At 33.1% G+C, this 25,561-nt stretch carries 21 protein-coding genes and 1 tRNA gene; 15 read left to right on the top strand and 7 right to left on the bottom strand.

The genetic code is table 11. The features are described 5' to 3' along the window. Positions 1-10: 10 nt before the first annotated feature. The 3 genes from ACFELW_RS00190 to ACFELW_RS00205 all read right to left on the bottom strand — a co-directional run bounded on the left by ACFELW_RS00190 (position 11) and on the right by ACFELW_RS00205 (position 3,938). Positions 11-1,615, bottom strand: coding sequence for a transporter substrate-binding domain-containing protein (locus tag ACFELW_RS00190; RefSeq protein ID WP_375330081.1), 1,605 nt, complete (start codon positions 1,613-1,615; stop codon positions 11-13). A 156-nt stretch (positions 1,616-1,771) separates the two neighbouring features. Then, positions 1,772-3,112 carry an exodeoxyribonuclease VII large subunit gene (gene xseA / locus ACFELW_RS00200; RefSeq protein WP_375330546.1) on the bottom strand — a complete coding sequence of 447 codons (1,341 nt, stop codon included), beginning with the start codon at positions 3,110-3,112 and terminating at the stop codon, positions 1,772-1,774. Positions 3,113-3,422: 310 nt separating this feature from the next. Continuing rightward, a complete protein-coding gene (locus tag ACFELW_RS00205; RefSeq protein ID WP_341759554.1) occupies positions 3,423-3,938 on the bottom strand; it encodes a hypothetical protein in 516 nt (171 codons plus the stop codon). A gap of 383 nt (positions 3,939-4,321) precedes the next feature. Here ACFELW_RS00205 and ACFELW_RS00210 point away from each other — a divergent pair, with 383 nt between their 5' ends. The 8 genes from ACFELW_RS00210 (at position 4,322) to truA (ending at position 9,751) form a co-directional block, all read left to right on the top strand. After that, positions 4,322-4,597, top strand: coding sequence for an HU family DNA-binding protein (locus ACFELW_RS00210; RefSeq protein WP_375330082.1), 276 nt, complete (start codon positions 4,322-4,324; stop codon positions 4,595-4,597). A 149-nt stretch (positions 4,598-4,746) separates the two neighbouring features. Further along, positions 4,747-5,742: an aminoglycoside phosphotransferase family protein gene (locus ACFELW_RS00215; RefSeq protein ID WP_375330083.1), complete on the top strand. Its 996-nt coding sequence runs from the start codon at positions 4,747-4,749 to the stop codon at positions 5,740-5,742. 115 nt (positions 5,743-5,857) lie between these two features. Continuing rightward, the gene (locus ACFELW_RS00220) at positions 5,858-6,532 is read left to right on the top strand and encodes a DNA polymerase III subunit delta' (protein ID WP_375330084.1); all 675 of its coding nucleotides are present in this window, start codon (positions 5,858-5,860) and stop codon (positions 6,530-6,532) included. A 56-nt stretch (positions 6,533-6,588) separates the two neighbouring features. Beyond that, complete coding sequence (locus ACFELW_RS00225) at positions 6,589-7,074, top strand: helix-turn-helix domain-containing protein (RefSeq protein WP_341758975.1); 486 nt, start codon at positions 6,589-6,591, stop codon at positions 7,072-7,074. Positions 7,075-7,094: 20 nt separating this feature from the next. Further along, positions 7,095-7,592, top strand: coding sequence for an IS630 family transposase (locus tag ACFELW_RS00230; protein ID WP_375329846.1), 498 nt, complete (start codon positions 7,095-7,097; stop codon positions 7,590-7,592). A 9-nt stretch (positions 7,593-7,601) separates the two neighbouring features. Continuing rightward, on the top strand, positions 7,602-7,760 hold the full coding sequence (locus ACFELW_RS00235; RefSeq protein WP_375330085.1) for a hypothetical protein: 159 nt from the start codon (positions 7,602-7,604) through the stop codon (positions 7,758-7,760). 25 nt (positions 7,761-7,785) lie between these two features. Further along, positions 7,786-8,313 (top strand): histidine phosphatase family protein, encoded by a 528-nt coding sequence (locus ACFELW_RS00240; RefSeq protein ID WP_341759558.1) that lies wholly within the window; start codon positions 7,786-7,788, stop codon positions 8,311-8,313. Between the two features lie 676 nt (positions 8,314-8,989). Then, positions 8,990-9,751 carry a tRNA pseudouridine(38-40) synthase TruA gene (gene truA, locus ACFELW_RS00250; protein WP_375330547.1) on the top strand — a complete coding sequence of 254 codons (762 nt, stop codon included), beginning with the start codon at positions 8,990-8,992 and terminating at the stop codon, positions 9,749-9,751. A 140-nt stretch (positions 9,752-9,891) separates the two neighbouring features. On the opposite strand, the gene ACFELW_RS00255 is transcribed toward truA, so the two are convergent. After that, positions 9,892-10,383 (bottom strand): copper chaperone PCu(A)C, encoded by a 492-nt coding sequence (locus ACFELW_RS00255; protein ID WP_375330086.1) that lies wholly within the window; start codon positions 10,381-10,383, stop codon positions 9,892-9,894. A gap of 87 nt (positions 10,384-10,470) precedes the next feature. Then, positions 10,471-10,731: a DUF2671 domain-containing protein gene (locus tag ACFELW_RS00260; protein ID WP_375330087.1), complete on the bottom strand. Its 261-nt coding sequence runs from the start codon at positions 10,729-10,731 to the stop codon at positions 10,471-10,473. A gap of 116 nt (positions 10,732-10,847) precedes the next feature. On the opposite strand from ACFELW_RS00260, the gene ACFELW_RS00265 reads away from it, so the two are divergent. The 5 genes from ACFELW_RS00265 (at position 10,848) to gltX (ending at position 18,760) form a co-directional block, all read left to right on the top strand. Then, a complete protein-coding gene (locus ACFELW_RS00265; protein ID WP_375330088.1) occupies positions 10,848-12,617 on the top strand; it encodes an ABC transporter ATP-binding protein in 1,770 nt (589 codons plus the stop codon). Positions 12,618-12,732: 115 nt separating this feature from the next. Continuing rightward, the gene (locus ACFELW_RS00270) at positions 12,733-13,335 is read left to right on the top strand and encodes a peroxiredoxin (protein WP_375330089.1); all 603 of its coding nucleotides are present in this window, start codon (positions 12,733-12,735) and stop codon (positions 13,333-13,335) included. Between the two features lie 504 nt (positions 13,336-13,839). Beyond that, positions 13,840-14,979, top strand: coding sequence for a DNA-processing protein DprA (gene dprA, locus ACFELW_RS00275; protein ID WP_375330090.1), 1,140 nt, complete (start codon positions 13,840-13,842; stop codon positions 14,977-14,979). A 2-nt stretch (positions 14,980-14,981) separates the two neighbouring features. After that, positions 14,982-17,411, top strand: a complete 2,430-nt coding sequence (gene topA / locus ACFELW_RS00280) for a type I DNA topoisomerase (RefSeq protein WP_375330091.1) — start codon at positions 14,982-14,984, stop codon at positions 17,409-17,411. Positions 17,412-17,425: 14 nt separating this feature from the next. Continuing rightward, the gene (gene gltX / locus ACFELW_RS00285) at positions 17,426-18,760 is read left to right on the top strand and encodes a glutamate--tRNA ligase (RefSeq protein WP_341759565.1); all 1,335 of its coding nucleotides are present in this window, start codon (positions 17,426-17,428) and stop codon (positions 18,758-18,760) included. A gap of 287 nt (positions 18,761-19,047) precedes the next feature. On the opposite strand, the gene ACFELW_RS00290 is transcribed toward gltX, so the two are convergent. Both ACFELW_RS00290 and ACFELW_RS00295 read right to left on the bottom strand, forming a co-directional pair. Continuing rightward, positions 19,048-19,123, bottom strand: a tRNA-Phe gene (locus ACFELW_RS00290). A 211-nt stretch (positions 19,124-19,334) separates the two neighbouring features. After that, positions 19,335-20,180, bottom strand: coding sequence for a peptidylprolyl isomerase (locus ACFELW_RS00295; RefSeq protein ID WP_341749224.1), 846 nt, complete (start codon positions 20,178-20,180; stop codon positions 19,335-19,337). A 139-nt stretch (positions 20,181-20,319) separates the two neighbouring features. On the opposite strand from ACFELW_RS00295, the gene secA reads away from it, so the two are divergent. Then, positions 20,320-23,052 (top strand): preprotein translocase subunit SecA, encoded by a 2,733-nt coding sequence (gene secA / locus ACFELW_RS00300; RefSeq protein WP_375330092.1) that lies wholly within the window; start codon positions 20,320-20,322, stop codon positions 23,050-23,052. A 580-nt stretch (positions 23,053-23,632) separates the two neighbouring features. After that, positions 23,633-25,375 carry an ABC transporter ATP-binding protein gene (locus tag ACFELW_RS00305; protein ID WP_375330093.1) on the top strand — a complete coding sequence of 581 codons (1,743 nt, stop codon included), beginning with the start codon at positions 23,633-23,635 and terminating at the stop codon, positions 25,373-25,375. The last annotated feature ends 186 nt before the right edge of the window (positions 25,376-25,561 follow it).

A 25,561-nucleotide genomic window follows, 5' to 3' on the forward strand; every position in this document is an offset into this window, starting at 1 on the left:
CATTATTTATTTAGTTTGTTTTTATATTATCTGTAGGAATTTCTGTATTATCCGAACGAAAAGTTAAGTTTGGGATATTATAGTAGTAAACTAAAAGCCTACTAACAAAAGCTCCTACAAATACTGTAATAATAGAGTATTTTATTGTACTATAATCATGCTTATAAGCATAAGAATCTAACAATATACTAAAGATCGCACCCCACAATATTAATATTTCAAAATTAATTTCTCTAGGTATAGACTCGATATTTTTATCATGTTGACAAATTAGATTTCGGAATATTATACCAACACTAGAAGTCAAACAGGCAAAACATGGTCCCCAGAACTCTAATGGTTCAATTTTTTGTACAATTACAGTTATAACACCAATTATCATAAAAGATGTTTGCCCTAAGGAATCACAAACAATAAGAGTATTATTGCGTATTTTTTGGATAAAATCATCCTCATATAATTGCTTGTTATAATAAGCTAGTAATTTAATAGCAAAGAAACCAATAAGCACCGTTATAAAAATACGGCAAGTATAATATGGAGTTAAAATAAGACTGACATTAACACTGTGTACTACAATATCAAGTAAAATACATCCTAGTAAGGATGGTAACATTGCTAATACAAAAGTAACAAAAAACGTAGCATTTGTTTTAGCTGATATAATGATACCAGAAATTGCGAATGCTATACTCCCTATAACTCCAATAATATAACACCATGATGAATCGATAGATTTTAGCAGTAGGATATTATATTTATACCTTTCTACAATTTTTTTATATTCATCGCTATTGATAAATTCTTTAATTGAATTGTTAAACCTGGATACTAAATTAGGAGATACGGTTTTCTTACTAAACATTAAATGTACAGGGGTTTTAATACCAGTAGGGATCTCTTCTATTTGATCTTTTTCTATATAGTTTAAAGTAAGAGCTACCCCTGCAATCCTGTCAGCAAGAACCCCATCAATTTCATTACGTAGCAACCCCTTAAATAGCTCTGCATTACTGCCATATTTAATGATGATGTCATTATTACTCACCTGATTTAGGTATTCAGTAGTTCTGGTATTGCCATAAACAGCTTTTCTAGTTATGCCAAGACGAAAATTTAGTAAACGTATCTGGGCTAAGAATTCATTCGTATTATTAAAATGTAAATGTTTTCTTGCTGAACGTAAAGTAAATAAGGAAATTTCTGCAAGTCGATATGGGATAGAAAAATTGGCAAAGGCTGCTCTTTCATCGGTATAAGTAAGTCCTGGCACCATATCACTTTTACCTTGTTGGATATTGGGTATTACTTGTTCCCAGGCAGAATCAGTATATTGTATGCCAATGTTAATTTTACTACTAATAGCATTGATTAATTCAATATCTAAACCGGTAATATTATGGTGTCCATTTTTAGTTACATGGCTAAATTGGTAGGGTTCCAATGAATAGCAATCAACAAGCAAATTATCTTTATCATGTACCCCTTCAGTGCATTGAGTAAAATATGTGTCAAGGGGATTAGATAGTTGATTATTATTCTCCTTATGATTTGCATAGGCAAAAAAGTTTTGTAAGATAATAATAATCGGGATGATACTCTTAAGTATTTGCATGGTGTACAGATCTCCTCATTAAATTCTACTTCAAGATAATTAGAGTATATAGTCAATTGATGAGAATTTGGGGCTAGGAGCGATGGAGCAACGCCTATAAATAATAGGCGAGCGACGAGTGACAACGTCCCCAACTTCTCATCAATTGACTATACACTATTTTATAGTGTGGACTAATATATCACCATCAAAAAATTTAATATTAAATTCTTGTTTTTTGCTTGCCATAACTTTTGATGTTATAAATTCTCCATCTGCGGATTTGATTACCGTAAAGCCACGTTTTAGTACGGTTTTGTAGTCTAAACTGGTAAGTAGTAAATTATTTAAATTTAATTGATGATCATAATTTTTTAACTTAGTGCTAATAGATTTTAGTGTATAATTAAATTGATGGTCTAATTCTAAAGACTTATAGTCAACTATTTTCATAGGATTTAATATTTCTACATTCAGTGAATCAAGTTTTGCCTCTTTGAATCTAAGTAAATTGGGCAAAGACTCTGTTAATCTAAAACTTAGTTCATCAAGAAGCTGTTGATTATAGTCTATATAAGTAGTTAGACTCCTGGAAATATTAGTATTGGAGTTAACGGCTTGCTGTTGATATTTAACTAGCTGAATAATACGGTTAAGTAATGTCTCATAATACGAACTTATTGTGTAATTAAGGCTAGAAAGTACAGGTACGGCAAATTCAGCTGCCGCAGTGGGAGTAGGAGCTCTCTTGTCAGCTACTAAATCGATTAAAGTATTATCTACTTCATGCCCAACTGCCGAAATAATAGGAATATCTGAACTAAATACGCTACGTACTACTACTTCTTCATTGAATGCCCATAAATCTTCTATAGACCCCCCACCTCTTGCAACAATTATAACATCAGGTTTTATATTTTGTTCTAATTTATTAAACCCTTCAATTGCCCCAGCAATTTCACTTGCAGCATTGCCACCTTGAACAGTGACTGGCCATATTAGTATATGAGACGGACAGCGGTCATTAATACGGTGTATAATGTCCCTAATTACCGCCCCAGTCATTGAGGTAACTACCCCAATCTTATTAGGCAAGAAAGGTAATGATTTTTTTGGTTTATCAAAGATACCTTCTTTTTCTAATTTTGCTTGCAATTCCTTAAGAATTTGCATAATAGCCCCAAGACCCGCGGGTTCAAGAGCTTCTACCGATAGCTGATATCGTGAATTTCCTGCATACCCAGAGAGTTTGCCGATAGCTACCACTTCCATGCCATCAACTGGGGTAAATTGCATTTTGGCAAGTACCGGACGCCAGCAAGTGCAAGCTAGAATCGCTGTATTTTCCTTAAGATTAAAATAACCATGACCAGAAGTTGCTATCTTAAGACCAGAAATTTCTCCCTTTACTCTAATATAACCAAAGTTATTTTCAAGCAATTCCTTAATCTTAGTAGAAATTTCAGTTACTGAGAGTTCTTGATTTACTAAATTAGTGACAACACTATTTTCTAGCATAAGGGACAACATAATAATTTTTATTATAAATTTTTGGCAGGGCAGTTTATAAAGTCATAAAAAAACAACTAAACTGCCCTAGGCTGTGAACAAAATTTTAATTGTCTAGATTTTGAGTGTTTTTTAGCTGCAAATTATAAGATTCTTTTGAAATAGGTACACTATTCCTGCAAAAATCTTATTAATTTTCGCTTAAAAACACTCAAAATCTAGACAATTAAAATTTTGTTCACAAAACCTAGTTTTTTTAAAACACAAACAAAGATTATCACTGAATTATTTTCTTTTGTCGATGGTTTTTATAATTGAACTATAGCAATTCTTTATCTCTTGTTTTCTTCAGATTTTCTTCTTCTTTTTGCTTACCTTTAAATTTTGTTAGAAATTCATCTGTTATGTATATAAGATCCATACTAAAGCTAAGATGAGGAGCATCTAGTATTATGGTACAATCACTATCTGCAAATTTAATTTCTTTATCACCCAACCTAGGATTCTGGCTATCGGTAAGTTTGTATTTCTCTGAAAGTAACTGATAAAATTCTGTAAATTTACTTTTATCTATCGTTAAGATTACTGCTTGGATAATGTTATCATCATTACATATTATTAGTAGCTTAGTAAGCCCCTCTAATTTGACATCTCTAACATTGACATAATAATTATACCCTTCCCAATGATTCTGTTCTTTTTTGGTGATATGATATACTTTCTCTACGTCTGATATAACTGTTTTATTTAATTCAAAACCTAAAGGAGTTGGATTAGCATTAACATTTAAGTCGAGAATTAAAATAAATAATATGTAAAATAGTCTAGTGAGCATAAAAGTTACCTTATATATATTAAATCATAATGTATAATATATAAACTATTTAGATTTTCAACTAATCATTTCATTTAAACCAACATAAAATATAATAGCGATTAACTTCAAAAGTTATTTTTGACCAATTTTGTATTGTAGTTACTAGTGTAAACACATGCTAATTACAGTATAAGAAACTAATTTGATGTAAAATAGATACAATTTTTTACAATTAGGCTAGAAAATAATTATATTCAAAAATTCTAAATAAGTCTCAGTTGCAGTCAGTTTAGTGTCTGATATAATCTAAGCAACGAGATTAATAAGTCTTGCTGGCATCTTGGTATAATAAATACATTAATGTCTGATAATTTTAACAATCTATTTGGAGAGCTAATCATATGAATAAAGGAGAATTAGTAGCATTAATGGCTGAAGCAGGTCATTCAAAAAATGATGCAGAAAAAGCCCTTACTTGGGTTGTAGATAGTGTACTTAAAGCACTTAGTCGTGGTGAGGATGTTAACCTAGTAGGGTTTGGCTCTTTTCACATACAAAGTAGAGCTGCACGTGAAGGTCGCAATCCAAAAACTGGTGAAAAAATGCATATTGCTGCTTATAAACAACCAGTCTTTAGAGCTGGTAAGAAAATGAAGGAAGCCTGTAATAATTCTTAATTTTCTTAGAATTTTCCCTATAAAATATTATAGTCTGGCATAGGTTTACTTCTATAACATTTCAACAAGAAAGATATTATCCATTATACTTACGTATGGTATATCTTTCTTGTTATAATTATGAGATAGGCTTTATTAGAAGAATCTGTATGGAGAAATTGTTAGAATGGGAACGCCGAAATAAATTTTTTGATCTTGGATTCGAAGAAATTAAAAATTTGTGTAAAAAATTTTTAATTAGGAAAGATAAATTTATTGTTACCAAAGCAAAACATGGTCTTGCTAATACAAATTATATTATTGAATTCGAGAATAGAGATAAGTTTATATTACGTATTAATGTTCGAGATATAGAGTTAGGTAAAAAAGAATTTAAACTTTCACATTTACTCCATAATGAACCTTTAGTTCCAAAATTTCTTAGTTTTAATCCTATAAATGAAACAACAAACTATTTTTGCAGTTTTATAGAATATCGTGAAGGTAATTTATTATCAGATTTTTTAACTGATCCTTCGTTTTTAGACTCAATACTAGTAATATATAGTAAACTTGGTGAATTTTTAGGACATTTGAGTACCTATAAGTTCCAAGAGAGTGGTTTACTTGATGCAAATTTATCAATCAGCAAAATCACTACAGAACATAATGGATATAATGTATTTATAAATTATATTTTAGATAAAATAACTAAGCCCAGAGTGAAAGCTAAGTTAGGTAAACAACTTGCTCATAGTTTAAAAAATAAAATTATTTCATATGAGAAATTTTTTCCAAAGGAAGGTAATAATCAATTGGTGCATGGTGATTTTAAACCTTCTAATATTTTAGTTAAAAATATAGACGGAACATTAATTTTATCAGGAATATTAGATTGGGAGTTTGCTTATTCTGGTTCAGTGTATGGTGATATTGCAACTTTATTTAGATTTAAACATTTATTTGATAAACAATTAAAAGATAGCTTTATTTCTGGATACTCAAAAATGTCAAAGTTACTAGGCTTTGTAAACCTAGACTCAGATTGGGAGAAAAAAGCAAAATTAGTTGATTTAGTAAATTTATGTGATTTGTTAGATTCTAAAGATGAAAGACCTAACATGTATAATAACATAACAGGGTTAATCGCTGATATAGTCAATTGATGAGAAGTTGGGGACGTCGTCGCTCGTCACTCCTAGCCCCAAATTTTCCTAAACTAACTATAATCCCTACTTTGGGTAACTAAAAGATAAGCAATTGACAAGTGGAATAAATAGAATGATCAAAGAATATCTTGAGGATAGATTTAAACAAGGTCGGCTTTATAATAGTTGGTTGATTGACGTTGATGATACGGCAAAAGCTTTAGAAAATTTACTAATATTTATAGAAAGCAGTTTGTTTGCAGATAAAATTCAATTAAAAAATCATCCAGATTATCGGTTAGTAGCAAGGGATAATTCTGGTTCCGCTAATGTCAAAGACATATCTGTTGACCAAATTAGGGATTTACAGCAATTTTTTTATAAAACATCGTCAATATCTAAATATAGAGTAGCTGTTATCTATCAAGCCGATCTAATGAATCTTAATGCGGCAAATTCCTGCCTTAAACTTTTAGAAGATACCCCAAAGGATAGTTTTATTTTCTTAATTACCTCAAGAGCTGCTGGCATAATAAGCACTATAATATCTAGATGTGCTAAAATTAATATAAAATCACAAAATCGCTTAGTGGGGAGTGAAATATATGTTAAATTCATTACATATATTGCTAATTGTTCAAACCCTGAAGTGAGGTTAAATATTATCGAAGAATTTACCAGTAAAAACAAAGAATTATGGGGAGATTTTGCTTATAGCATGCTATATCTAGTTAATAGGATTACTAAGAAATCGCTCAATATCAATATTGAATTTAATGAATTATACCAATTCCCAAATTTAATTTAGTATAAAGATGAGAAAAATAGGTTATAATGTAAAAGATAGATAAAATTAGGAATGTAATGGGTACTCATCAAAAATTAATAACAGAAGATTTATACAAACAGGCTATAGCTCAACTTGCAAGTACGAACAAAGAGAATAGGATCGCTATTAGGTTAAGAGCTATAGTAGCTGCAAAAGAACATGGTATTGGTATGGTGTCTAAAATATTTGATATCACAACTAATACGCTAAGAAACTGGATAAAAAGCTTTGCCCAAGGCGATGATAAAAATCTTGAATATAAAAAAGGTAGGGGAAGGAAAAGCGATTTAACGGAAAGCTGCTATGAAGCAATAAACAAATGGATACAAGAAGATTGTAACATAACAATAAAAAGTATCGTCATAAAACTTAAAGAAAATTTGGGAATTAATGTAAGTAAATCGGCTGTACACAGGGCATTGCACAAGCTTAAGTTTGCGTACATTACTCCAAGACCAGTGCATTACAAACAGAATAAAGAAACTCATGAACAGTTTAAAAAAAAATTCAAGAAAAAATAACAAGCAATCCAAGAAGTTTTTTGTATTTCTTTGATGAATCGCGTTTTGGAACTCATTCTAAATTAGGTCATGGTTGGTTTCGCAAAGGTATCAGAACTCAAGTTAAAATCAAAATAGGTTTTCAGAATTTTTATGTTTACAGTGCTGTTAACCCAATAACAGGAGATGATTTTAGCTTAATGATGCCAAATGTTAATACTATGTCTTTGAACATGTTTCTTGCGGAAATGTCTAAACATATAGGCGTTCAAAAAGCCATTGTTGTTATGGATTGTGCTGGATGGCATAAGGCTAAGGACTTAGTGGTTCCTGCTAATATAGAAATTCTTTATTTGCCACCATATTCTCCTGAATTAAATCCTGCGGAGCGATTATGGGAGCATTTAAAGTCTGAGACTATAAAGAATAAAGTATACAATACAATTGAACAATTAGAAATAGTAGTATCTTCCTCTATTAAAAATTTAAATACCTTGCTAATTCAATCTATTTGTTGCATGAATCATTTACTAAATTAAATTCGGGAATTGGTATTAGAGAATAAAATATTTAATCAATTACCTTCCAATTCACCTGATTGGTTGGTAACAAAATTTGCTAATGTTAAGCGAATAATAAATAATACTATAGATTATGACCTAGATTTAAGAGCTAGTACCATAGCATTAATAGAAGAACTAACTTAAATTAAATATATCCTTAGTTATTTTTGTGACAATATTCTTTTTAATACGACATGGTGAAACAGATTGGTCTTTAAATGAAAAACATCAATTAAAAGGTGAATATAGGGACTTGCCATGTTTAACGCCAAATGGGATTAGACAAGCCAATGAGCTATCTAAAAATCTGAGATTAGAAAATGCAGAACTAATTCTATCTTCTCCATATACTAGGGCGTTGCAAACCGCAGCAATTCTTTCAAAAAACATTAATTTAAACATCACTGTAGAATTTGACTTAAGAGAATGGCAACCAGACTTAAGGTTAGAAATTAGCAATCAACCACAGCTAAAAAGTGCAATAGATGATTATAAAAGAAATGATGGTATATACCCAGAAGGTATTCTTAAAACGTGGGAATCAAAAAGTTCTATAAAAGATAGAACAGAAGGTGTTTTAACAAAATATCTAAACTATAAGTATGTAATAGTAGTAACTCATGAGCAGGTAATAAAAACATGGGTAGATGCTTGTCAGATACTACATTGTTCTATTAATGAGTTAGAGATAACTTAAAAATATACTTAAATGATTTGCTAAAACGTCATTGCGAGGCTACATACTGGTCGTGGTAATCCTGTTTTGTGTCACCCCTGCGTAAGCAGGGGTCTTAGTACTACAGTTGTAGTTTAGATGTGAGCATTCACGATTTTTTTGTGATGAATAAAAAAACCTGATCACCAAGCGTCATTGCGAGGAGACCGTAAGGTCAACGAAGCAATCCATTTCTAATCACTTTCCTGGATTGCTTCGTCGGTCTGGCAACCTCCTCGCAATGACATCTTATACTTTAACCTTTTTTCCGTGAACACTCACATTCAATCTACAACTGTAGTACTAACCCAATAAAAGAGTCAAGCATTTATTGTTATACAAGCTAGCATAAGTCCTAAAATTCATATATAATGCCTGCTTAGGAGACTGTCTGATACCAGTTCTCGAAATTAATTAGTTATCGCAGGCAGCCTCCTAGAACAACAAAATTCCCAGTGAAGAGATTTTTATGATACTGTGTTTTGGTTTAGATTCTTGTTTGCACGATGATGATATAGTCAATTCAGGAGAATTGGGTAGCAGAAGATATGGAGTGAAGCCTATATGTAATAGGCGAGCTACGAGTAACAATGTCACCAATTTCTCATCAATTGACTATATTAAAGAGCATGAGAGTGATAATGACAATCCATCAATTTTGCAGACTGCTAAGAATTTAGATGTTTATCGATATAAAATTACCATTGAATATTTGGGAACGGTTTTTGTTGGCTGGCAGAAGCAGAGTGGGGCTATATCTATTCAACAAACATTGGAAGACGGGATATATAAGTTTACTGGTGAAATAGTAGTGGTTCACGGAGCTGGCAGAACTGATGCAGGGGTTCATGCTTTAGGGCAAGTAGCCCACTTTGATTTAGTGAAATATATGTGTCCTTATAAAGTTATGCAGGCTATCAACTATTTTGTGAGATCTTACAATATAGCGGTAGTTGATTGTGTTCTAGTAGCCAAAGATTTTCATGCAAGATTTTCTGCTTTAGAACGTCATTATGTCTATAGAATTATCAATAGACCTAGCCAAGTTATAATAGATTTAAATCGTGCTTGGTGGATAAAACAACCTCTTGATGTTGAAGCAATGAGACGCGGGGCTTCCTACCTCATAGGACATCATGATTTTAGCTCATTTAGAGGTAAATTTTGCCAAGCAAAGTCACCTATAAAAACCTTATCCGAATTAATTATTACCCAGAAAAATGAAGAAATAAAAATATATTTTTCTGCTCGATCTTTTTTACATAATATGGTTCGAAATATTGTTGGTAGTTTAGTATTAGTTGGACGTAATATATGGCAAGAAGATGATATCCAAAAAGTGTTGGATGCCAAGAAAAGAGAAGCAGCAGGAGCAAAGGCTCCGGCATGTGGGCTGTATTTCCTTAGAGTTGACTATTAACTTATAAGTATGCACCCTAAGCATCATTGCGAGAGTACGTAGTGATCGTGGCAATCCATTATTCTTAGATTGCTTCTTGGCTTACGCCTTCTCGCAATGACATCTTGTACTTTAACTTTTTTTCCGTGAGACCCTTACTATTATTGGGTCTTTACTTCTACTTGTACAACTTTCTGAATGTTGTTATCGAAATATAAGAATAAATCAAATTTATCACCAACTTTTAGTATGGTCTTTAAATCCAAAAGCATAATATGCATACCACCTGGTTGTAAAATAGCACTAGTTTTGGTTGGAATGACTAGCTTATCAAGTTTTACCATTTTGCTAACACCTTTTTCATCAACAAAACTTCTATGTAATTCAACCCTGTTAGCGACATCGGAAGAAACATTTACTAAATTATAATCTGTATTAGAATTATTAACAATTTCAAGATATATTGCAGAATTATTACGTTTGCCAGCGTTAGTTGACATTGAAGGTCTTGCCCAAGCGTTTTGTGTGTCAATGGAAGCAGCTAATATCGCCGTATTATCCGGATTATTACTATTTGGAGCGTCAGCAAAGCAGACTGACAGGCTAAAACATAGGCTGGCAGCAATGATGGTTATTATATTCTTAAATATCATATTGTCCTCATAAATTAAGTTACTCGTGTCATTCATTATAGTATACACTATGGTTATACATACACTAAGTATATTTAGTATATAATTCTAATTTTGGTTTATTTTAATAAATCTTTGTTTAACAGCATCCCAATTATAGTGGACATTTACTGTTTTAATTTCTGTAACTGTAATATCTCCATTAGATAACTGTGCAACATCAAAGCCTTTTTGGATAGATTCAGTAATCAGAATAGTTGATTGACAAATATATCTAACATTAAAAAAAGGATTATTATTATCAATATCTAATGAATTGGTAGCTTTCTTAGTTAAGCTATTCAAAATAGGTATGTTTTTTTCTTTCATTCTAGATAACTTTAGATATTTTGTACCATTTTATAACAGTTTTGTGATAAGGTAGCAAGGTTTGTTTATTAAGTTAATTTAGTCTAATTAGTTTTTTTTGTAATAGGGTGTGTACTGTGCTAGAAAGTTTTGATTTTTCAAACTCGTCAATAAGGCTATTTTTCTATTTCTTAAAGAAAAGAAAAATTAAACTAATCGTTTTAGGTTTGTTATGCATAATGTTGGGAATGATACCTGCTATTGATAGTGTATTGCTTCAAAAAATTATAAATTTGCTAGAGTCTTTCTCTGATGAAGAAGCTAAATATCTACCTTCCTCTATGATGTCTTGGGCAATAATATATGCAGTTTGGTGGATGGGTGTAAATGTTATATGGCGGGTTTATGATTATGTTTATCTAAAAACAATACCCTATATCAAAGGACAGATACTAGATGAGATGTATAATTATACTCAGTATCATAACCATAAATTCTTTCAAGAAAACCTTGCTGGTCATATTACCAATCGTATTACTGAAGCTTCTAGGTCTTTCGAAATGGTTCTATCGTTATTTGGTGAAAAAATTATATATAAACTAGCTATAATTGTTTTTTCTCTAGTAGCTATGTATTCGGTTCATCAAATATTTTCCATTATATTCCTGATATTTATTTGTGTTTTTATAGGAATTACTGTTATCTGCTCAAGTACAGTAAATAAATATTCAGTAAATTATGCCCGAAGTAAATCAATAGTTGCCGGTAAGATTGTTGACTTGATAGCCAATATTAGTGCAGTAAGGATGTTTACTTCTCATAAATTTGAACGTCAAAATCTAGAAGCAAGAATAGATAATGCGATAGTCAATGAACAAATTATGCAGTTTTTCATGTGGAAGCTACGTAACGTACTAGGAATAATCTGTGCTATAATGATTTTTATCATGATTTATTATTTGGCACAGCTTCGTAGTCAAATGCAAATAACTATAGGAGATTGTGTCTTGATACTTACTCTGTGTATGGCTGTTACTACTGAAATTTGGGATTTAACGCAGGAAATAGGGGATATGTTTGAAGAGTTTGGTTCTTTTAATCAAACTCTATCATTGATGAAGCCTCATATTATAAAAGATATTGAGAATGCCCATCTTTTAAAGGTTACAGAAGGTGAGATAGAATTTAAAAATGTTAGTTTTAAATATTATCATAATAATAATTTATTCGAGAATAAATCCATTACACTTTTGAAGCAACAGAAGGTAGGGTTAGTAGGATTTTCTGGCTCAGGAAAAACAACTTTTATCAATCTTATTACACGATTGCATGATATAGACCAAGGAGAAATTTTAATTGATGGGCAAAATATTAGATATGTAACTCAAGACTCTTTGCGAGATAATATTAGCATAATACCACAAGAACCAATCCTATTTCATAGGACAATTATCGATAATATTAGATATGGAAAAAAAGATGCTAGCTTAGAAGAAGTAATAGAGGCGGCAAAAGCAGCTCATATACATCAAATTATTACCACTATGCCAGAAGGGTATCAGAGCTTATGTGGTGAGAGGGGTAATAATTTATCAGGTGGTCAGAGACAGAGGATAGTAATCGCCCGGGCAATATTAAAGAATGCTCCAATATTAATCCTTGATGAAGCAACAAGCAGTTTAGATAGTGAGACTGAGAGCTTAATACAAGATTCTCTATCTTACTTAATGCAAAATAAAACTGTATTAGTTATAGCCCATAGATTATCAACTTTGTTAAATATGGATAGAATCTTGGTTTTTGATGCAGGTAGTATAGTTGAAGATGGAACACATGAGGAATTATTAAAAAACAGTAAATTGTACAAAAAATTATGGAAATCACAAGTAAAAGGTCTAATAATCTAAAATTCTAGTAATTTTTAAATTATTAGTTGAGTTATTTTGGATTTGGTATTGTAATAGGTTATAATTTTGTGTATCATAATAAATGTTTTTAATCATTATTAATTGGAGAATTTTAATGCAAGTGTTCGTTGGAAAAGCTGCTCCGGATTTTACAGCTAAAGCTATTATGCCTGATAATAGTATAGAATCTGAATTTAATCTTAGAAATTATGCTAAAAATCATAAAGTGGTATTGTTTTTTTACCCGCTTGATTTTACTTTTGTTTGTCCATCAGAAATTATAGCTTTTAATAATAGGTTAGGAGAATTTACTGAGAGAAATACAAAATTAGTAGCAATAAGCGTTGACTCGCATTTTTCTCATTTAGCTTGGAAAAATACCCCTTACAATAAAGGTGGGGTTGGTAATATCCAGATTCCTATGGTGTCAGATATTAAAAAGAGTGCGTCACATAGTTATAATGTACTACATGATGAAGGAATATCGCTGCGTGGTACTTTTGTTATTGATGAAACATTTATAGTACGGCATTTACTAGTTAATGATTTGCCAATTGGTAGAAATATTGATGAAGTAATAAGAGTGATCGATGCTATAGACTATAATACCAAACATGGCGAAGTATGTCCAGCTGGCTGGCATAAAGGTGACGAAGGTATTACTCCATCGCATAAAGGAGTGTCACATTACTTAGCTTCTAATGCAGAAAAGTTATAGCTGTAGTCAATTGTTGAACTAGTGCCGAATAAGCACCCATCGTGCTGTCATTATGCATAAGTGTCAGTTGACGCCTATGTGTCATTGCGAGAAGGCGTAAGCCTTCGAAGCAATCCACTCTTTTATGGATTGCCACACCACCTAAGGTGGCTTGCAATGACGCATAGGTGTCAGTTATTGAAAAACTGTCATTGCGAGGAGACCGTAAGGTCGACGAAGCAATCCAGAAAAGTGATTAAAAATGGATTGCCACACCACCTACGGTGGCTCGCAATGACGCATAGGTGTCAGTTATTGAAAAACCGTCATTGCGAGGAGACCGTAAGGTCGACGAAGCAATCCATTTTAATCGCTTTTTTGGATTGCTTCGTTGCCACTAAAGTGGCTCCTCGCAATGACGCTTATGTGCAATGACGCTGATGCTAAATACTAACCGGATTTATAACGTTGCCAATTAAAGTTAATTCACTAATATATAGTCAATTGATGCTGAAGGAGCTATTTTTGGATACTAAACCAGTATCTTACACAAAAGAAACTATTGACATCCTAAGATTGATTAGGAGTGAAAATGTTGGCTCAAGAACTTTTTGGAGCTTAATAAAGCTATTTGGTAATAGCAGTGCTGCAATTGACAAAATACAAGAATTTTCTCTGAGGGGTGGGCGTTCTAAGCCCGTAAGGGTATTTTCTCAGAGCGATGCAAGTAAAGAACTTGAATTGTTGCAAAAGCATAATGCTCAGATTATTACCTATAAATCTCCAGGATATTCAAGGTTATTGTTAGAGATTTTTGATTGCCCGCCAATATTAAGTTATAAGGGCAATATTGGGTTATTAGCACACGAAAGATGTTTAGCAATTGTTGGAGCAAGAAATGCTTCAGTAAATGGTCATGCCTTTGCTGCTAAAATTGCTAAGGAATTGACTGATGCAAATTATATAGTGGTTTCTGGACTTGCCAGAGGTGTTGATACAGCAGTGCATCAAGTAAATACCTCTAAAACAATAGGAGTTATAGCTGGAGGAATTGATTATGTTTATCCCCCAGAGAATGTTAGATTATTTGAGCAAATCCAACAAAATGGCTTGATAATTGCTGAATTACCAGTAGGTTCAAAACCACTTGGGCAACATTTTCCACAGCGTAATCGATTAATTTCTGGTATATCTCTTGGAACAGTAGTAATTGAGGCAAGTCTAAAATCTGGATCGTTAATAACAGCACGGTTTGCTTTAGAACAGAATAGAGAAGTATTTGCTGTACCAGGATTTCCGCTGGATCCTAGGTGTCAAGGTACTAATAAACTTATCAAAGAAGGAGCTCATATGGTGGAATCTACTGAGGACATAGAGACTAATTTACCACCTTTTAGCAAAATTATCAGTAAATCTAAGGATGTAGCAAATGATTCAATCGAAAATAATCAGTTTAGAACGTTAGATATCAAATATGATAATGTAATTACCAATGATATGCGTATGAGGGTTAAGGAGCTTTTATCTTCAACTCCTATAGATTTTGATTGTTTACATCAAACACAGCTACCTTTGCCGGCTATATATATGATAATATTAGAGCTAGAATTGGCTGGAAAAATAACCAGATATCCTGGCAACAAGATATCTTTAATTTATAAATAAATATGAAATTAGTAATAGTAGAATCGCCGGCAAAGGCGAAAACGATAAATAAGTATCTGGATAGTGATTTTAAGGTTATTGCTTCGTTTGGACATATTAGAGATTTACCATCTAAAAATGGTTCAGTTCTGCCAAATGAAGATTTTTCTATGAAATATGTTATATCAGATAAAGCAGAAAAATATGTTGAAGCAATAACTAAGGATGCTGCCAAAGCTGAAATGGTTTATCTAGCAACAGATCGAGACCGAGAAGGAGAAGCAATTGCCTGGCATGTTGCAGAAATAATAAAAGAAAAAAACTTGATTAAATCTAATGATTTCTTTAAGAGAGTAGCATTTGATGAGATTACCAAAAAAGCTATTTTACATGCAATGGACAACCCAAGAAATATTGATATTGATTTGGTTAATGCTCAACAAGCAAGGAGAGCATTGGATTATTTGGTAGGATTTACTTTATCACCGATATTATGGCGTAAATTACCGGGATGTATATCCGCAGGTAGAGTTCAGTCTGTAGCACTCCGACTTATTTGCGAGCGAGAAGATGAAATTGAACGTTTTAAATCGCAAGAATATTGGGATATTACCCTTAATGTTCTGAATAGTAATAACGAGCCGTTTTTAGCGAGATTAACTCATGTCAATGGTAATAAATTAGAGAAATTCTCAATTATTAATCAATCGGCAGCTAATGATCTAGTCAAAGAAATAAAATCAAAGAATTTTCATATTGCATCTTTAGAAAAAAAGCAGCAAAAACGTCAGCCTCAACCGCCTTTCATTACTTCTTCGTTACAGCAAGAAGCAGCTCGAAAATTAGGGTTTACTGCTAAAAAAACTATGCAAATTGCTCAAAAACTTTACGAAGGCATGGATATAGGTAATGAAACGATAGGTTTGATTACCTATATGAGAACTGATGGTACTACCCTTGCTAGTGAGGCTGTTGAACAAATACGTCAGTTGATACATAAGAATTTTGGTGATAAATATCTACCAGCTAGCCAGCGAGTTTATAAATCTAGAGCCAAGAATGCTCAAGAAGCTCATGAAGCTATTAGACCAACCAATGTTACTCTGTTACCAGAAAAATTAAAGGATACACTAGATAAAGATTATTATAGGCTTTATGACTTGATTTGGAAAAGGACGATAGCCTGCCAAATGGAAAATGTTATTATTGATTTGGTGGTCGCTCAGCTTGATACAGCAAATAAAGAATTCACCGCCAGGGCAACTGGTTCAATTATTGCCTTTGATGGTTTTTACAAAATTTATCGTGAGGGTCTAGATGATGAAACGGAAGAAGAAAATAGGCTTCTACCATTACTACAAGAAGGAGAAAAATTAACTACAACTTCAGTGAATCCAGCACAGCATTTCACCGAACCACCACCAAGATATTCCGAAGCCAGTCTCGTCAAGAAGCTTGAAGAACTTGGAATTGGTCGTCCTTCTACTTATGCTTCTATTATATCAGTATTGCAAGATAGGAACTATGTGGTTGTTGAAAAAAAACGTTTCTTTCCAGAGGAATTAGGGCGTTTAGTGACAACATTTCTGACAGGGTTTTTCAAAAAATATGTTGAATATGATTTTACAGCTGATCTGGAGAATGATTTAGATGAAGTGGCAGAAGGTAAAATAGAATGGAAAAATTTACTAAAAAAATTCTGGGATGGGTTTAATAATAACGTAGAAATAGTTAGTGATAAGAAAGTATCTGATATAATCCTTTATGTTGAACAAGCATTAGATTATCACCTATTTGGAGAAAAATCAGAAAGCAACAATTCGAAAAATTGTCCCTCCTGTTCTACAGGGCAATTAGGGTTAAAGCTTGGTAAGTTTGGAGCGTTTTTAGCTTGCAGTAACTATCCTGAATGTACTTTCAAAAAACAAATTACTTCGAAGAATAGTGATATTGTTGATATGGCTGAAGAGAACAAATTATTAGGAGTAGATAAAGAGGGTCATGATGTTTTATTAAAGAAAGGTCCATATGGTTTTTATGTACAGACTAGCAAACCAGTTGCCAAGGGGGAAAAACCAAAGCGTGTGTCATTGCCACCGTCAGTAGCACAAAATGACGTGACTCTTAGTTTGGCTCTAAGGCTTCTTGAGTTACCGGTTAAGTTATGCCTGCACCCTGAATCTCATCAAGAGATTATACTGGGTATAGGTAGATATGGTCCGTATCTTAAATATCTTGATAGGTTTATTTCGATACCGAAAAGATACGATCCTTTTACCATCACATTAGAAACTGCTGTGGAAATAATTGAGGCTAGTAATAATAGGCTGAAGAATAAACCGGAGAAAGATACTGATAAGCCAGGAGTAGTGGTAACAACAATTCCTAAAAAGAATATTAGGACAAGGACTGGTGCTGCAAAAAAAGTAACAAAAAAGAAAAAAGCAAAATAAGCAATTAGAAAATTATGAGAAAAGTTATCACAAGATTTGCTCCCTCACCAACTGGTATGTTGCATATAGGTAATACTAGGACAGCTCTGATAAATTGGTTATATGCTAGAAAGCATAATGGCATATTTATTTTAAGGTTTGATGATACTGATCTTGAACGTAGCAAACAACAATATAAACATGCCATTGAAGAGGATTTTAAATTTTTAGGACTTAACTGGGATCAAACTTTTTGCCAATCTGATAGATTTGATAAGTATGAAGCAGTAAAAGCATTATTATTACAAAAAAATAAATTATATCCTTGTTTTGAGACCCAGGAAGAGCTGGAATTAAAGCGTAAGTTACAACTATCTAGAGGGCTTCCTCCGATATATGATCGTGCGGCTTTGAACCTTACTGAACAACAAATAAATGACTATATTAGTCAAGGAAGAAAACCGCATTATCGATTCTTGGTATCGCATACTCCAATTATTTGGCAAGATATGATTAAGGGTGAAGTTAAATATGAAGGCAAGAATATTGGCGATCCGATAGTTATCAGAGAAGATAACAGTATGACTTATATGCTTTGTTCGGTTGTTGATGATATTGATTATGGCATTACCGATATTGTTCGGGGCGAGGATCATGTAACTAACACTGCCATTCATGTGCAAATGTTTGAAACTCTAGAGGCAAAGGTACCAAATTTTGCTCATCTTAGTCTAGTTATCAGTCGGGATGAAAAAATATCTAAAAGAACAGGGGGATTTGAGATTGCTGCTCTAAGGGATAAAATTGGATTAGAACCAATGGCAATTAATAGTTTCTTTAGTTTGCTTGGCTCATCATCTCCTATTATACCATTTAAAAATTTAGCTGGGCTAATAGAAGAGTTTGACATTAATAATTTTTCTAAAAGTCCAACAACTTATTTACCAGAAGAGCTAGAGCGTTTAAATCATAAATTACTAATTAGCTTGAGTTTTGATGAAGTAAAAGATCGCTTAAAAGAGATTAAAGCTGAACAAATAAATGAGCAATTCTGGTTGGCAGTTAGAGGTAATTTACAAAAATTATATGAAATAAAAGATTGGTGGAATATTTGTTATTCCCCCTCTAAAGTTGAAGGATTAGATAAAGAGTTTTTAAAACAAGCAGCTACCTTATTAATAGACGAACCAATAACCATCGATAGTTGGAGCATATGGACTAAAAGAATTATGGAAATAACTGGTAAAAAAGGTAAAGAAGTATTCCTACCTTTAAGACTTGCTATAACGGGAATGACATCTGGACCAGAAATGTCAGTAATATTACCCCTGCTCAGCAAAGATGAAATTATAAAAAGATTAACAAGTTGATTTTTCGGGTTGTTAAATGAATATAAATCTGATCGCCAAACGTCATTGCAAGAAAGCATAGCCTACGAAGCAATCCATTTTTTATAGTTATTTTTGGATTGCTGCGTCGCCGCAAAGCGGCTCCTTGTAATAACGATTGGGTATCACATCCCTCCCTTCTTTCTTTCAAATACTTTCTCGTCATCCTGATGTCGAACTAAGGTTACATATAGATAAAAGATAATTGCTATGGGAGTATACTCAAATAACTTGGAGAATTGTTTTTTACAAATTTCATTTGTTAAAGATGGTGGCCAGAGCAGGAATCGAACCAGCGACACAAGGATCTTCAATCCTTTGCTCTACCAACTGAGCTATCTGGCCGTTTTTTTACTAAAGGTCTACAGTCAATTGATGAGAAGTTGGTGACGTCATCGCTCAATGCTTGCCTATTACTTATAGGCTCCATCGTTCCTAACCCCAAATTCTCCTGAATTGACTACAAAGGTCTAGCGTTTGCAAAGAAGTAAAGAGACCAAAACTTGCTTTAAAGCATGATCTCTACCCTTAGCACATCTTTGAATATAATACTAGGCTATTTTTTAGTCTCATCTGTTACTTGTGACTGTGGTAACATTATTTTGACATCAGCTTTACTCTCAAGATCAGCGACATACTTTAATATAGCATCCCTACTAAGCCTATTGGTTATATTAGCGGTAGCTTCCTCTTTAGAAGGTATCTGTGCAGGTCTTTTGTCAAGAACCATAATAATATGCCAACCAAACTGAGTTTTAACCGGAGAAGAGATTTCATTTACTTTCATTGATAATGCTTTATTTTCAAATTCAGGTACTAATTGTCCAGAAGTAATATAGCCTATTTCTCCGCCATTTTCTTTAGAACCTTCATCTTTTGACAAATCTTTAGCAAGCTTAGCAAATTTTTCTCCTTTATTAAGCCTATTTTTTATATTTACTGCTTCTTTTTCAGTTGCAAGCAAAATATGGCTTACTTTTACTTCTTCTTTTCCTTTTAAACTAGCAACTAGCTTATCATATTCAGCATTAATCATCTTCTCATCAACATGAGATTTTACATAACGCTCCATCAATTCTTGCTGAATCATTTGATTTTTCGCTATATTCAATTTAGCTTGAAATTCTTTTGAAGATTCAATATTAGAATTTTTAGCTTCTTGCTCAAGCAATTTTGTATCGATATAACCATGAACTAACATTTTCTGTATATTTGCATTAAGATCAGAAAATTTCTTACCTTTAGCACTTGGTTGGTTATCTAAAGAAGACTGGAATTGCTGCATAATCTGCGATTCTTTTACTTCGCCACCTTTATAAGTAGCAACAACTTTATCTTCGTTAGCGAAAGCACTGCTCGCAAGTAAGCTAGCAGATAAAAAAGCTATAGATATTCTTTTCATTTGTTATCCATTTATATTTATTATTATGGCTAGATTTTATAATGATAACCACCTGACGTCAATAGCTATTTACAATTTGTTTGATAAATATTATAAAATACCCTATTTTATAAGGTTATTTACAGAATTTAGGATATAAATGTTTTCTTTACTTAAAAAATTATTCGGCACAGCAAACGATAGAAATATCAAAAAACTATTTTTAGAAATTGAAAAGATTAATTTGCTTGAACCATCGATACAAAAGCTTTCTGATGATCAATTGAGAAATAAAACAGAGCAATTTAGGCAAAGATTAAAAGATGGGGAGTCATTAGATGACCTAACCTATGAAGCTTTTGCTGTCGTACGAGAAGCTGCAAGAAGAGTCTATGGAATGAGGCATTTTGATGTTCAGCTAATTGGTGGATTGATATTGCATCGTGGGATGATTACTGAAATGCGTACAGGGGAAGGAAAAACTTTAGTTGCCACATTACCGGCATATTTGAATGCTCTTACTGGTGAAGGAGTACATGTTGTTACGGTAAATGATTATTTAGCAAAACGTGATGCTGAGTGGATGGAGAAGATATATAATTTCTTAGGATTATCTGTTGGGTGTATCGTTGCTAATATCAGTGACAAAGAGAGACATGATGCCTATAGAGCAGATATTACTCATACAACTAATAACGAGCTTGGATTTGATTTTCTCAGAGATAACATGAAATATAGCGAAGACTCTAAGGTACTTCGTCCCTTTAAATTCGCTATTATTGATGAAGTTGACTCAATTTTAATTGATGAAGCAAGAACTCCACTAATTATATCGGGTCCAGTAGATGATCGCTCGGATTTATACACTAAGATTGATAAATTGGTTTGTCAGTTTAAAGATGAAGATTACGAAAAAGATGAGAAATTACGAACCGTTAATCTTACTGAGGATGGTATAACTCATGTAGAATCAATGCTTGTGACCAATAATCTTATTGAACAAGGTTCAAGCCTTTATGATTTTGAGAATTTAAGTTTGGTTCATTATGTCAATCAATCATTGAGAGCCCATATTCTCTTCAATCGTGATGTTGATTATTTGGTGCGTGATGGTAAAGTGATGATTATTGATGAATTTACTGGGCGGGTGATGGAAGGTAGACGTTATTCTGAAGGGTTACACCAATCACTAGAGGCAAAAGAACATGTGCCAATTCAAAACGAAAATCAAACTTTGGCTTCTATTACTTTTCAAAACTATTTTAGGAATTATCCCAAATTATCAGGCATGACTGGTACGGCAATGACCGAAGCTACAGAGTTAAAGGACATATATAATCTTGATGTACTAGCTGTTCCTACTCATAATCCAATCACTAGGGTTGATTATGATGACGAAATTTACGGCAATAAACACGATAAATATCAAGCTATTATAAAATTAATACAAGAGTGTTATGATCGCGGTCAACCTGTTTTGGTTGGAACGGTTAGTATAGAGAAGTCTGAAGAAATTTCTAAGTTACTTACCATAAATAAAATAACCCATAATGTTTTAAATGCAAAATTTCATCAACAGGAAGCGTTTATTATAGCTCAAGCTGGACGATTTAAAGCTGTGACTATTGCGACAAATATGGCAGGTCGTGGTACCGATATTATGCTTGGTGGTAATCCGGAAATGCTAATAGAGCAACTTTCTCTACAAAACCTACCTGAGGAACAGTATCAATTAGAAATGATCAAAATAAAGGAGCAAATATCTGAAGAGAAGCAGCGGGTAATAGAGGCTGGAGGGTTATTTGTTATAGGTACCGAAAGACACGAGAGTCGTAGAATAGATAACCAGTTGCGAGGAAGAGCCGGTAGACAAGGTGATCCAGGTAGTACAAAATTCTTCTTGTCTCTAGAAGACGACCTTATGCGTATTTTTGCTTCAGATCGTATTTCTGGAGTCCTAAGAACGTTAGGCTTAAAAGATGGTGAAGCAATCCATCACCCTATGATTAGCCGTTCACTTGAGAAGGCTCAGCAGAAGGTTGAAGGACATAATTACGAGATACGTAAAAATTTATTACGTTTTGACGATGTTATGAACGATCAACGTAAGATAGTTTACGAACAACGCACTGATATCATTGCATCAAACTCTGCCCATGATTTTTTAGCTAGCATGACAAAAGAACTAGTAGAAAAAGTGGTATTAACTTTCATTCCCCCCGGTTCTTATAGGGAAGACTGGGATGTAAATGCTTTAACAGGAGAGTTGCAACGTATTTTTGCTGTAAAACTAAATCAAGAATCTATAACCAAGGCTAATGTCACCGAAATAGAGGTGACATCTAATGTTGTGCAAATGGTAAATGACCTATACCAGGCAAAGAATGAAGCATATAGCGTTGACTTGATGAATGACGCAATTAAATATATTCTACTAACAACTTTAGACCAAGTATGGAAAGATCATTTACATAATTTAGATCATTTACGACAAGGTATATCACTAAGGGCTTATGCTCAGAAAGATCCACTTAACGAGTATAAAAGAGAAGCGTTCAATTTATTTGAACAAATGCTTGATAATTTGAAGGAGCTATTTATCCAGAAAGTTTGTCATCTTCATATGGATACTAGCCACATTAAAAAAGAATCAATGTCTTTGGCAAACAAAACACTGCAAAAGACCATGCGAGAAACTAGGGAAGACCCGGCTTTTAGTAAATATAATGCAGGGATTAGTATTGAAACTCAGCTTAAACCTATTAAAACTCAAGTCAATCCACAGGATAGAATACCATCAGATCAATCAAGTTGGGGAAAGGTGGCTAGAAATGAGATATGTCCTTGTGGTTCCGGTAAGAAATATAAATATTGTCATGGAAGTAATGAATAAACCTCTCCGACAAATTATTTCATTCCCGCTTTCCATTGTCATTCCCGCGTAGGAGGGAATCTAAGACCCCTGCTTTCGCAGGGGTGACACAAAACAGGATTGCTTTGTCGCTACTAAAGTAGCTCCTCGCAATGACGTTTTTACCCTGTCATTCACGCGTAGGCGGGAATCTCTAGCCCCCACAACTGTTGAAAGTTAGAAGGTAAAGCGGGTTTTAGATAGGTTTTTTGTCATTGCGAGACCACGCAAGTAGGTCGTGGCAATCCATCTTTGGTTACTTTTATGGATTGCTTCGTCGACCTAAGGTCTTTCTCGCTAATAGACGTTGACCACATACGACTTTTAAACTATTCGGTCTAAAACCGCTTCCTCTTCTAACTTTCAACAGTTGTGCGGCTTACGCCTTCTCGCAATAACGATGTGTTGCAACAGTAATGTACTGAGTTAAGGAATAAAAAAAATAACCAATACCGCAAAAATAATGAAAACAGCTATTAGTGGAGCAAAAAAATCTGTTATATATAGATATAACCGAATTTGGAATAATTAGTTATTCTAATTCTTAAACAAAAAATAACTCATGCAAAATAAATCTATTATTACATTTTTTTGGCACCATATAAAACCATATAAATGGTTTTATATGGTTATGCTACTTGCTCCTACTGTAAGTAGTTTTTACCCGTCTGCTAATTATTATGCGATTAAATTATTTCTTGATACAATAGCTGGGCAAGAAAATTTAACTTACCAGTTAGTTCTACTGCCGATTGTAATATTCATGTCTGCACAAGTGATGTTAGATTTGGTTTGGCGTATCAGTAACATAGCTGAATGGAAAGCGGCACCTTATGTTCGGCGTTCTATATTGCTTCAATCATATGACTATGTTCAGCATCATTCTTATCCGTTCTTCCAAGAAAATTTTACAGGAGCTATCAGCAGCAAAATCAAAGGCATTTTGGATGGATATGATAAATTCTGGGCGGAAATGCATTACGGATTGCTGCAAAAGTTTTTTAAATGTGTTGTAAATTTTTGTGCCCTTAGCCTTGTTAACACAAATCTTGGCATATTTGTACTAATATGGTGTAGTTTTTACATACCAATTATGTATAAACTCTCAACTAAATTAAACCAACTATCTTGCTTAGAATCCGAAAGCAAGCATTTTATAATTGGACAAGTTGCCGATAAAATTACTAATATTATTTCACTTTTTTCTTTTGCTTCTAGGACAAGAGAATTAAAGGCACTAGATAATAATATATTAAATGATTTTATTCCCAAACAGGTAAAAGCATACAAATATAACTTTAAGACTCAAATAGTAGCTATGTGTTTCTATTTTGTTTTGTTTGTTTTTATTCCATTCTATATGCTGCATTTGAGAATACATGGCTTAATTTCTGTTGGAGATTTTGCTTTTGTCTTTGGTATTGCCTTGATTGTTGCAGACGATATCTGGGATGCAACAGTTTCATTGCAGAATTTTACCAGATCAATGGGTGATCTGAAAAGTGCTTTGTCACTAGTTACTATCAACCAGCAGGATTTGGATAAATTTAGTGCAAGTCCGCTAATAGTTGATAAAGCTATTATTGAATTTAAAAATATAAATTTTGGTTATAACAAAGAGCTGATCTTTAAAGATATGACTTTTTCTATTAGTCCTGGTGAAAAGGTAGGAATAGTTGGTCATTCTGGTAGCGGCAAATCAACACTTATTAATCTCTTGTTACGTTATTTTAAAGTGGCAAATGGTCAAATTTTAATAGACGGACAAAATATTGACAATGTTACTCAGGATTCATTACGACAAAATATCGCGGTAATCCCTCAAGACACTTTGTTATTTCATCGAACGCTGATGGAAAATATCAGATATGGGAACCAAGAAGCAACTGAGGCGGAAGTAATTGAGGCAAGCAAAAAGGCACATATCCATGAATTTATTACAACATTGCCAGAAGAGTATAATACTTATGTTGGAGAGCGAGGTATCAAATTATCTGGTGGACAACGGCAAAGGGTGGCAATAGCGAGAGCTATTCTAAAAGATGCACCTATTCTTATCTTAGATGAAGCAACTTCTGCACTTGATAGTCAAACTGAGCGTTTTATCCAAGATAGCCTTAACTTCCTAATTCAAGATAAAAGAAAGACTGTGCTTGCAATTGCCCACCGCTTATCCACTTTAAAACATATGGATAGGATAATTGTATTAGATAAAGGGGTAATTATTGAAGAAGGCACACATACTACATTAATTCGTAATAAACATAGTCTATACAAAAAATTATGGAAGTTACAAGAAATTTAGGTTAGGATATAGTCAATTCAGGAAAATTGGGTAAAAGGAGCGATGGAGCAACGCATAAGTGTAAGTTTAAGAAAATAAATTGCAAGCCATCGTAGGTGGCGTGGCAATCCATTAATCACTTTTCTGGATTGCTTAGTCGACCTACAGTCTTCTTTACAATGACGCTGAAGAATTTTGTGTACATCG

The organism is Candidatus Tisiphia endosymbiont of Nemotelus uliginosus (assembly GCF_964264755.1).
GTDB lineage: Bacteria > Pseudomonadota > Alphaproteobacteria > Rickettsiales > Rickettsiaceae > Tisiphia.

Coding starts and splice junctions, on each gene's coding strand:
- ACFELW_RS00210 (WP_375330082.1), top strand. CDS start 4,322: ATGAATAAAGGAGAATTAGTAGCATTAATGGCTGAAGCAGGTCATTCA.
- ACFELW_RS00270 (WP_375330089.1), top strand. CDS start 12,733: ATGCAAGTGTTCGTTGGAAAAGCTGCTCCGGATTTTACAGCTAAAGCT.
- ACFELW_RS00220 (WP_375330084.1), top strand. CDS start 5,858: ATGATCAAAGAATATCTTGAGGATAGATTTAAACAAGGTCGGCTTTAT.
- ACFELW_RS00255 (WP_375330086.1), bottom strand. CDS start 10,383: ATGATATTTAAGAATATAATAACCATCATTGCTGCCAGCCTATGTTTT.
- secA (WP_375330092.1), top strand. CDS start 20,320: ATGTTTTCTTTACTTAAAAAATTATTCGGCACAGCAAACGATAGAAAT.
- ACFELW_RS00225 (WP_341758975.1), top strand. CDS start 6,589: ATGGGTACTCATCAAAAATTAATAACAGAAGATTTATACAAACAGGCT.
- xseA (WP_375330546.1), bottom strand. CDS start 3,112: ATGCTAGAAAATAGTGTTGTCACTAATTTAGTAAATCAAGAACTCTCA.
- ACFELW_RS00295 (WP_341749224.1), bottom strand. CDS start 20,180: ATGAAAAGAATATCTATAGCTTTTTTATCTGCTAGCTTACTTGCGAGC.
- ACFELW_RS00215 (WP_375330083.1), top strand. CDS start 4,747: ATGGAGAAATTGTTAGAATGGGAACGCCGAAATAAATTTTTTGATCTT.
- ACFELW_RS00190 (WP_375330081.1), bottom strand. CDS start 1,615: ATGCAAATACTTAAGAGTATCATCCCGATTATTATTATCTTACAAAAC.
- ACFELW_RS00205 (WP_341759554.1), bottom strand. CDS start 3,938: ATGCTCACTAGACTATTTTACATATTATTTATTTTAATTCTCGACTTA.
- gltX (WP_341759565.1), top strand. CDS start 17,426: ATGAGAAAAGTTATCACAAGATTTGCTCCCTCACCAACTGGTATGTTG.
- ACFELW_RS00260 (WP_375330087.1), bottom strand. CDS start 10,731: ATGAAAGAAAAAAACATACCTATTTTGAATAGCTTAACTAAGAAAGCT.
- ACFELW_RS00305 (WP_375330093.1), top strand. CDS start 23,633: ATGCAAAATAAATCTATTATTACATTTTTTTGGCACCATATAAAACCA.
- topA (WP_375330091.1), top strand. CDS start 14,982: ATGAAATTAGTAATAGTAGAATCGCCGGCAAAGGCGAAAACGATAAAT.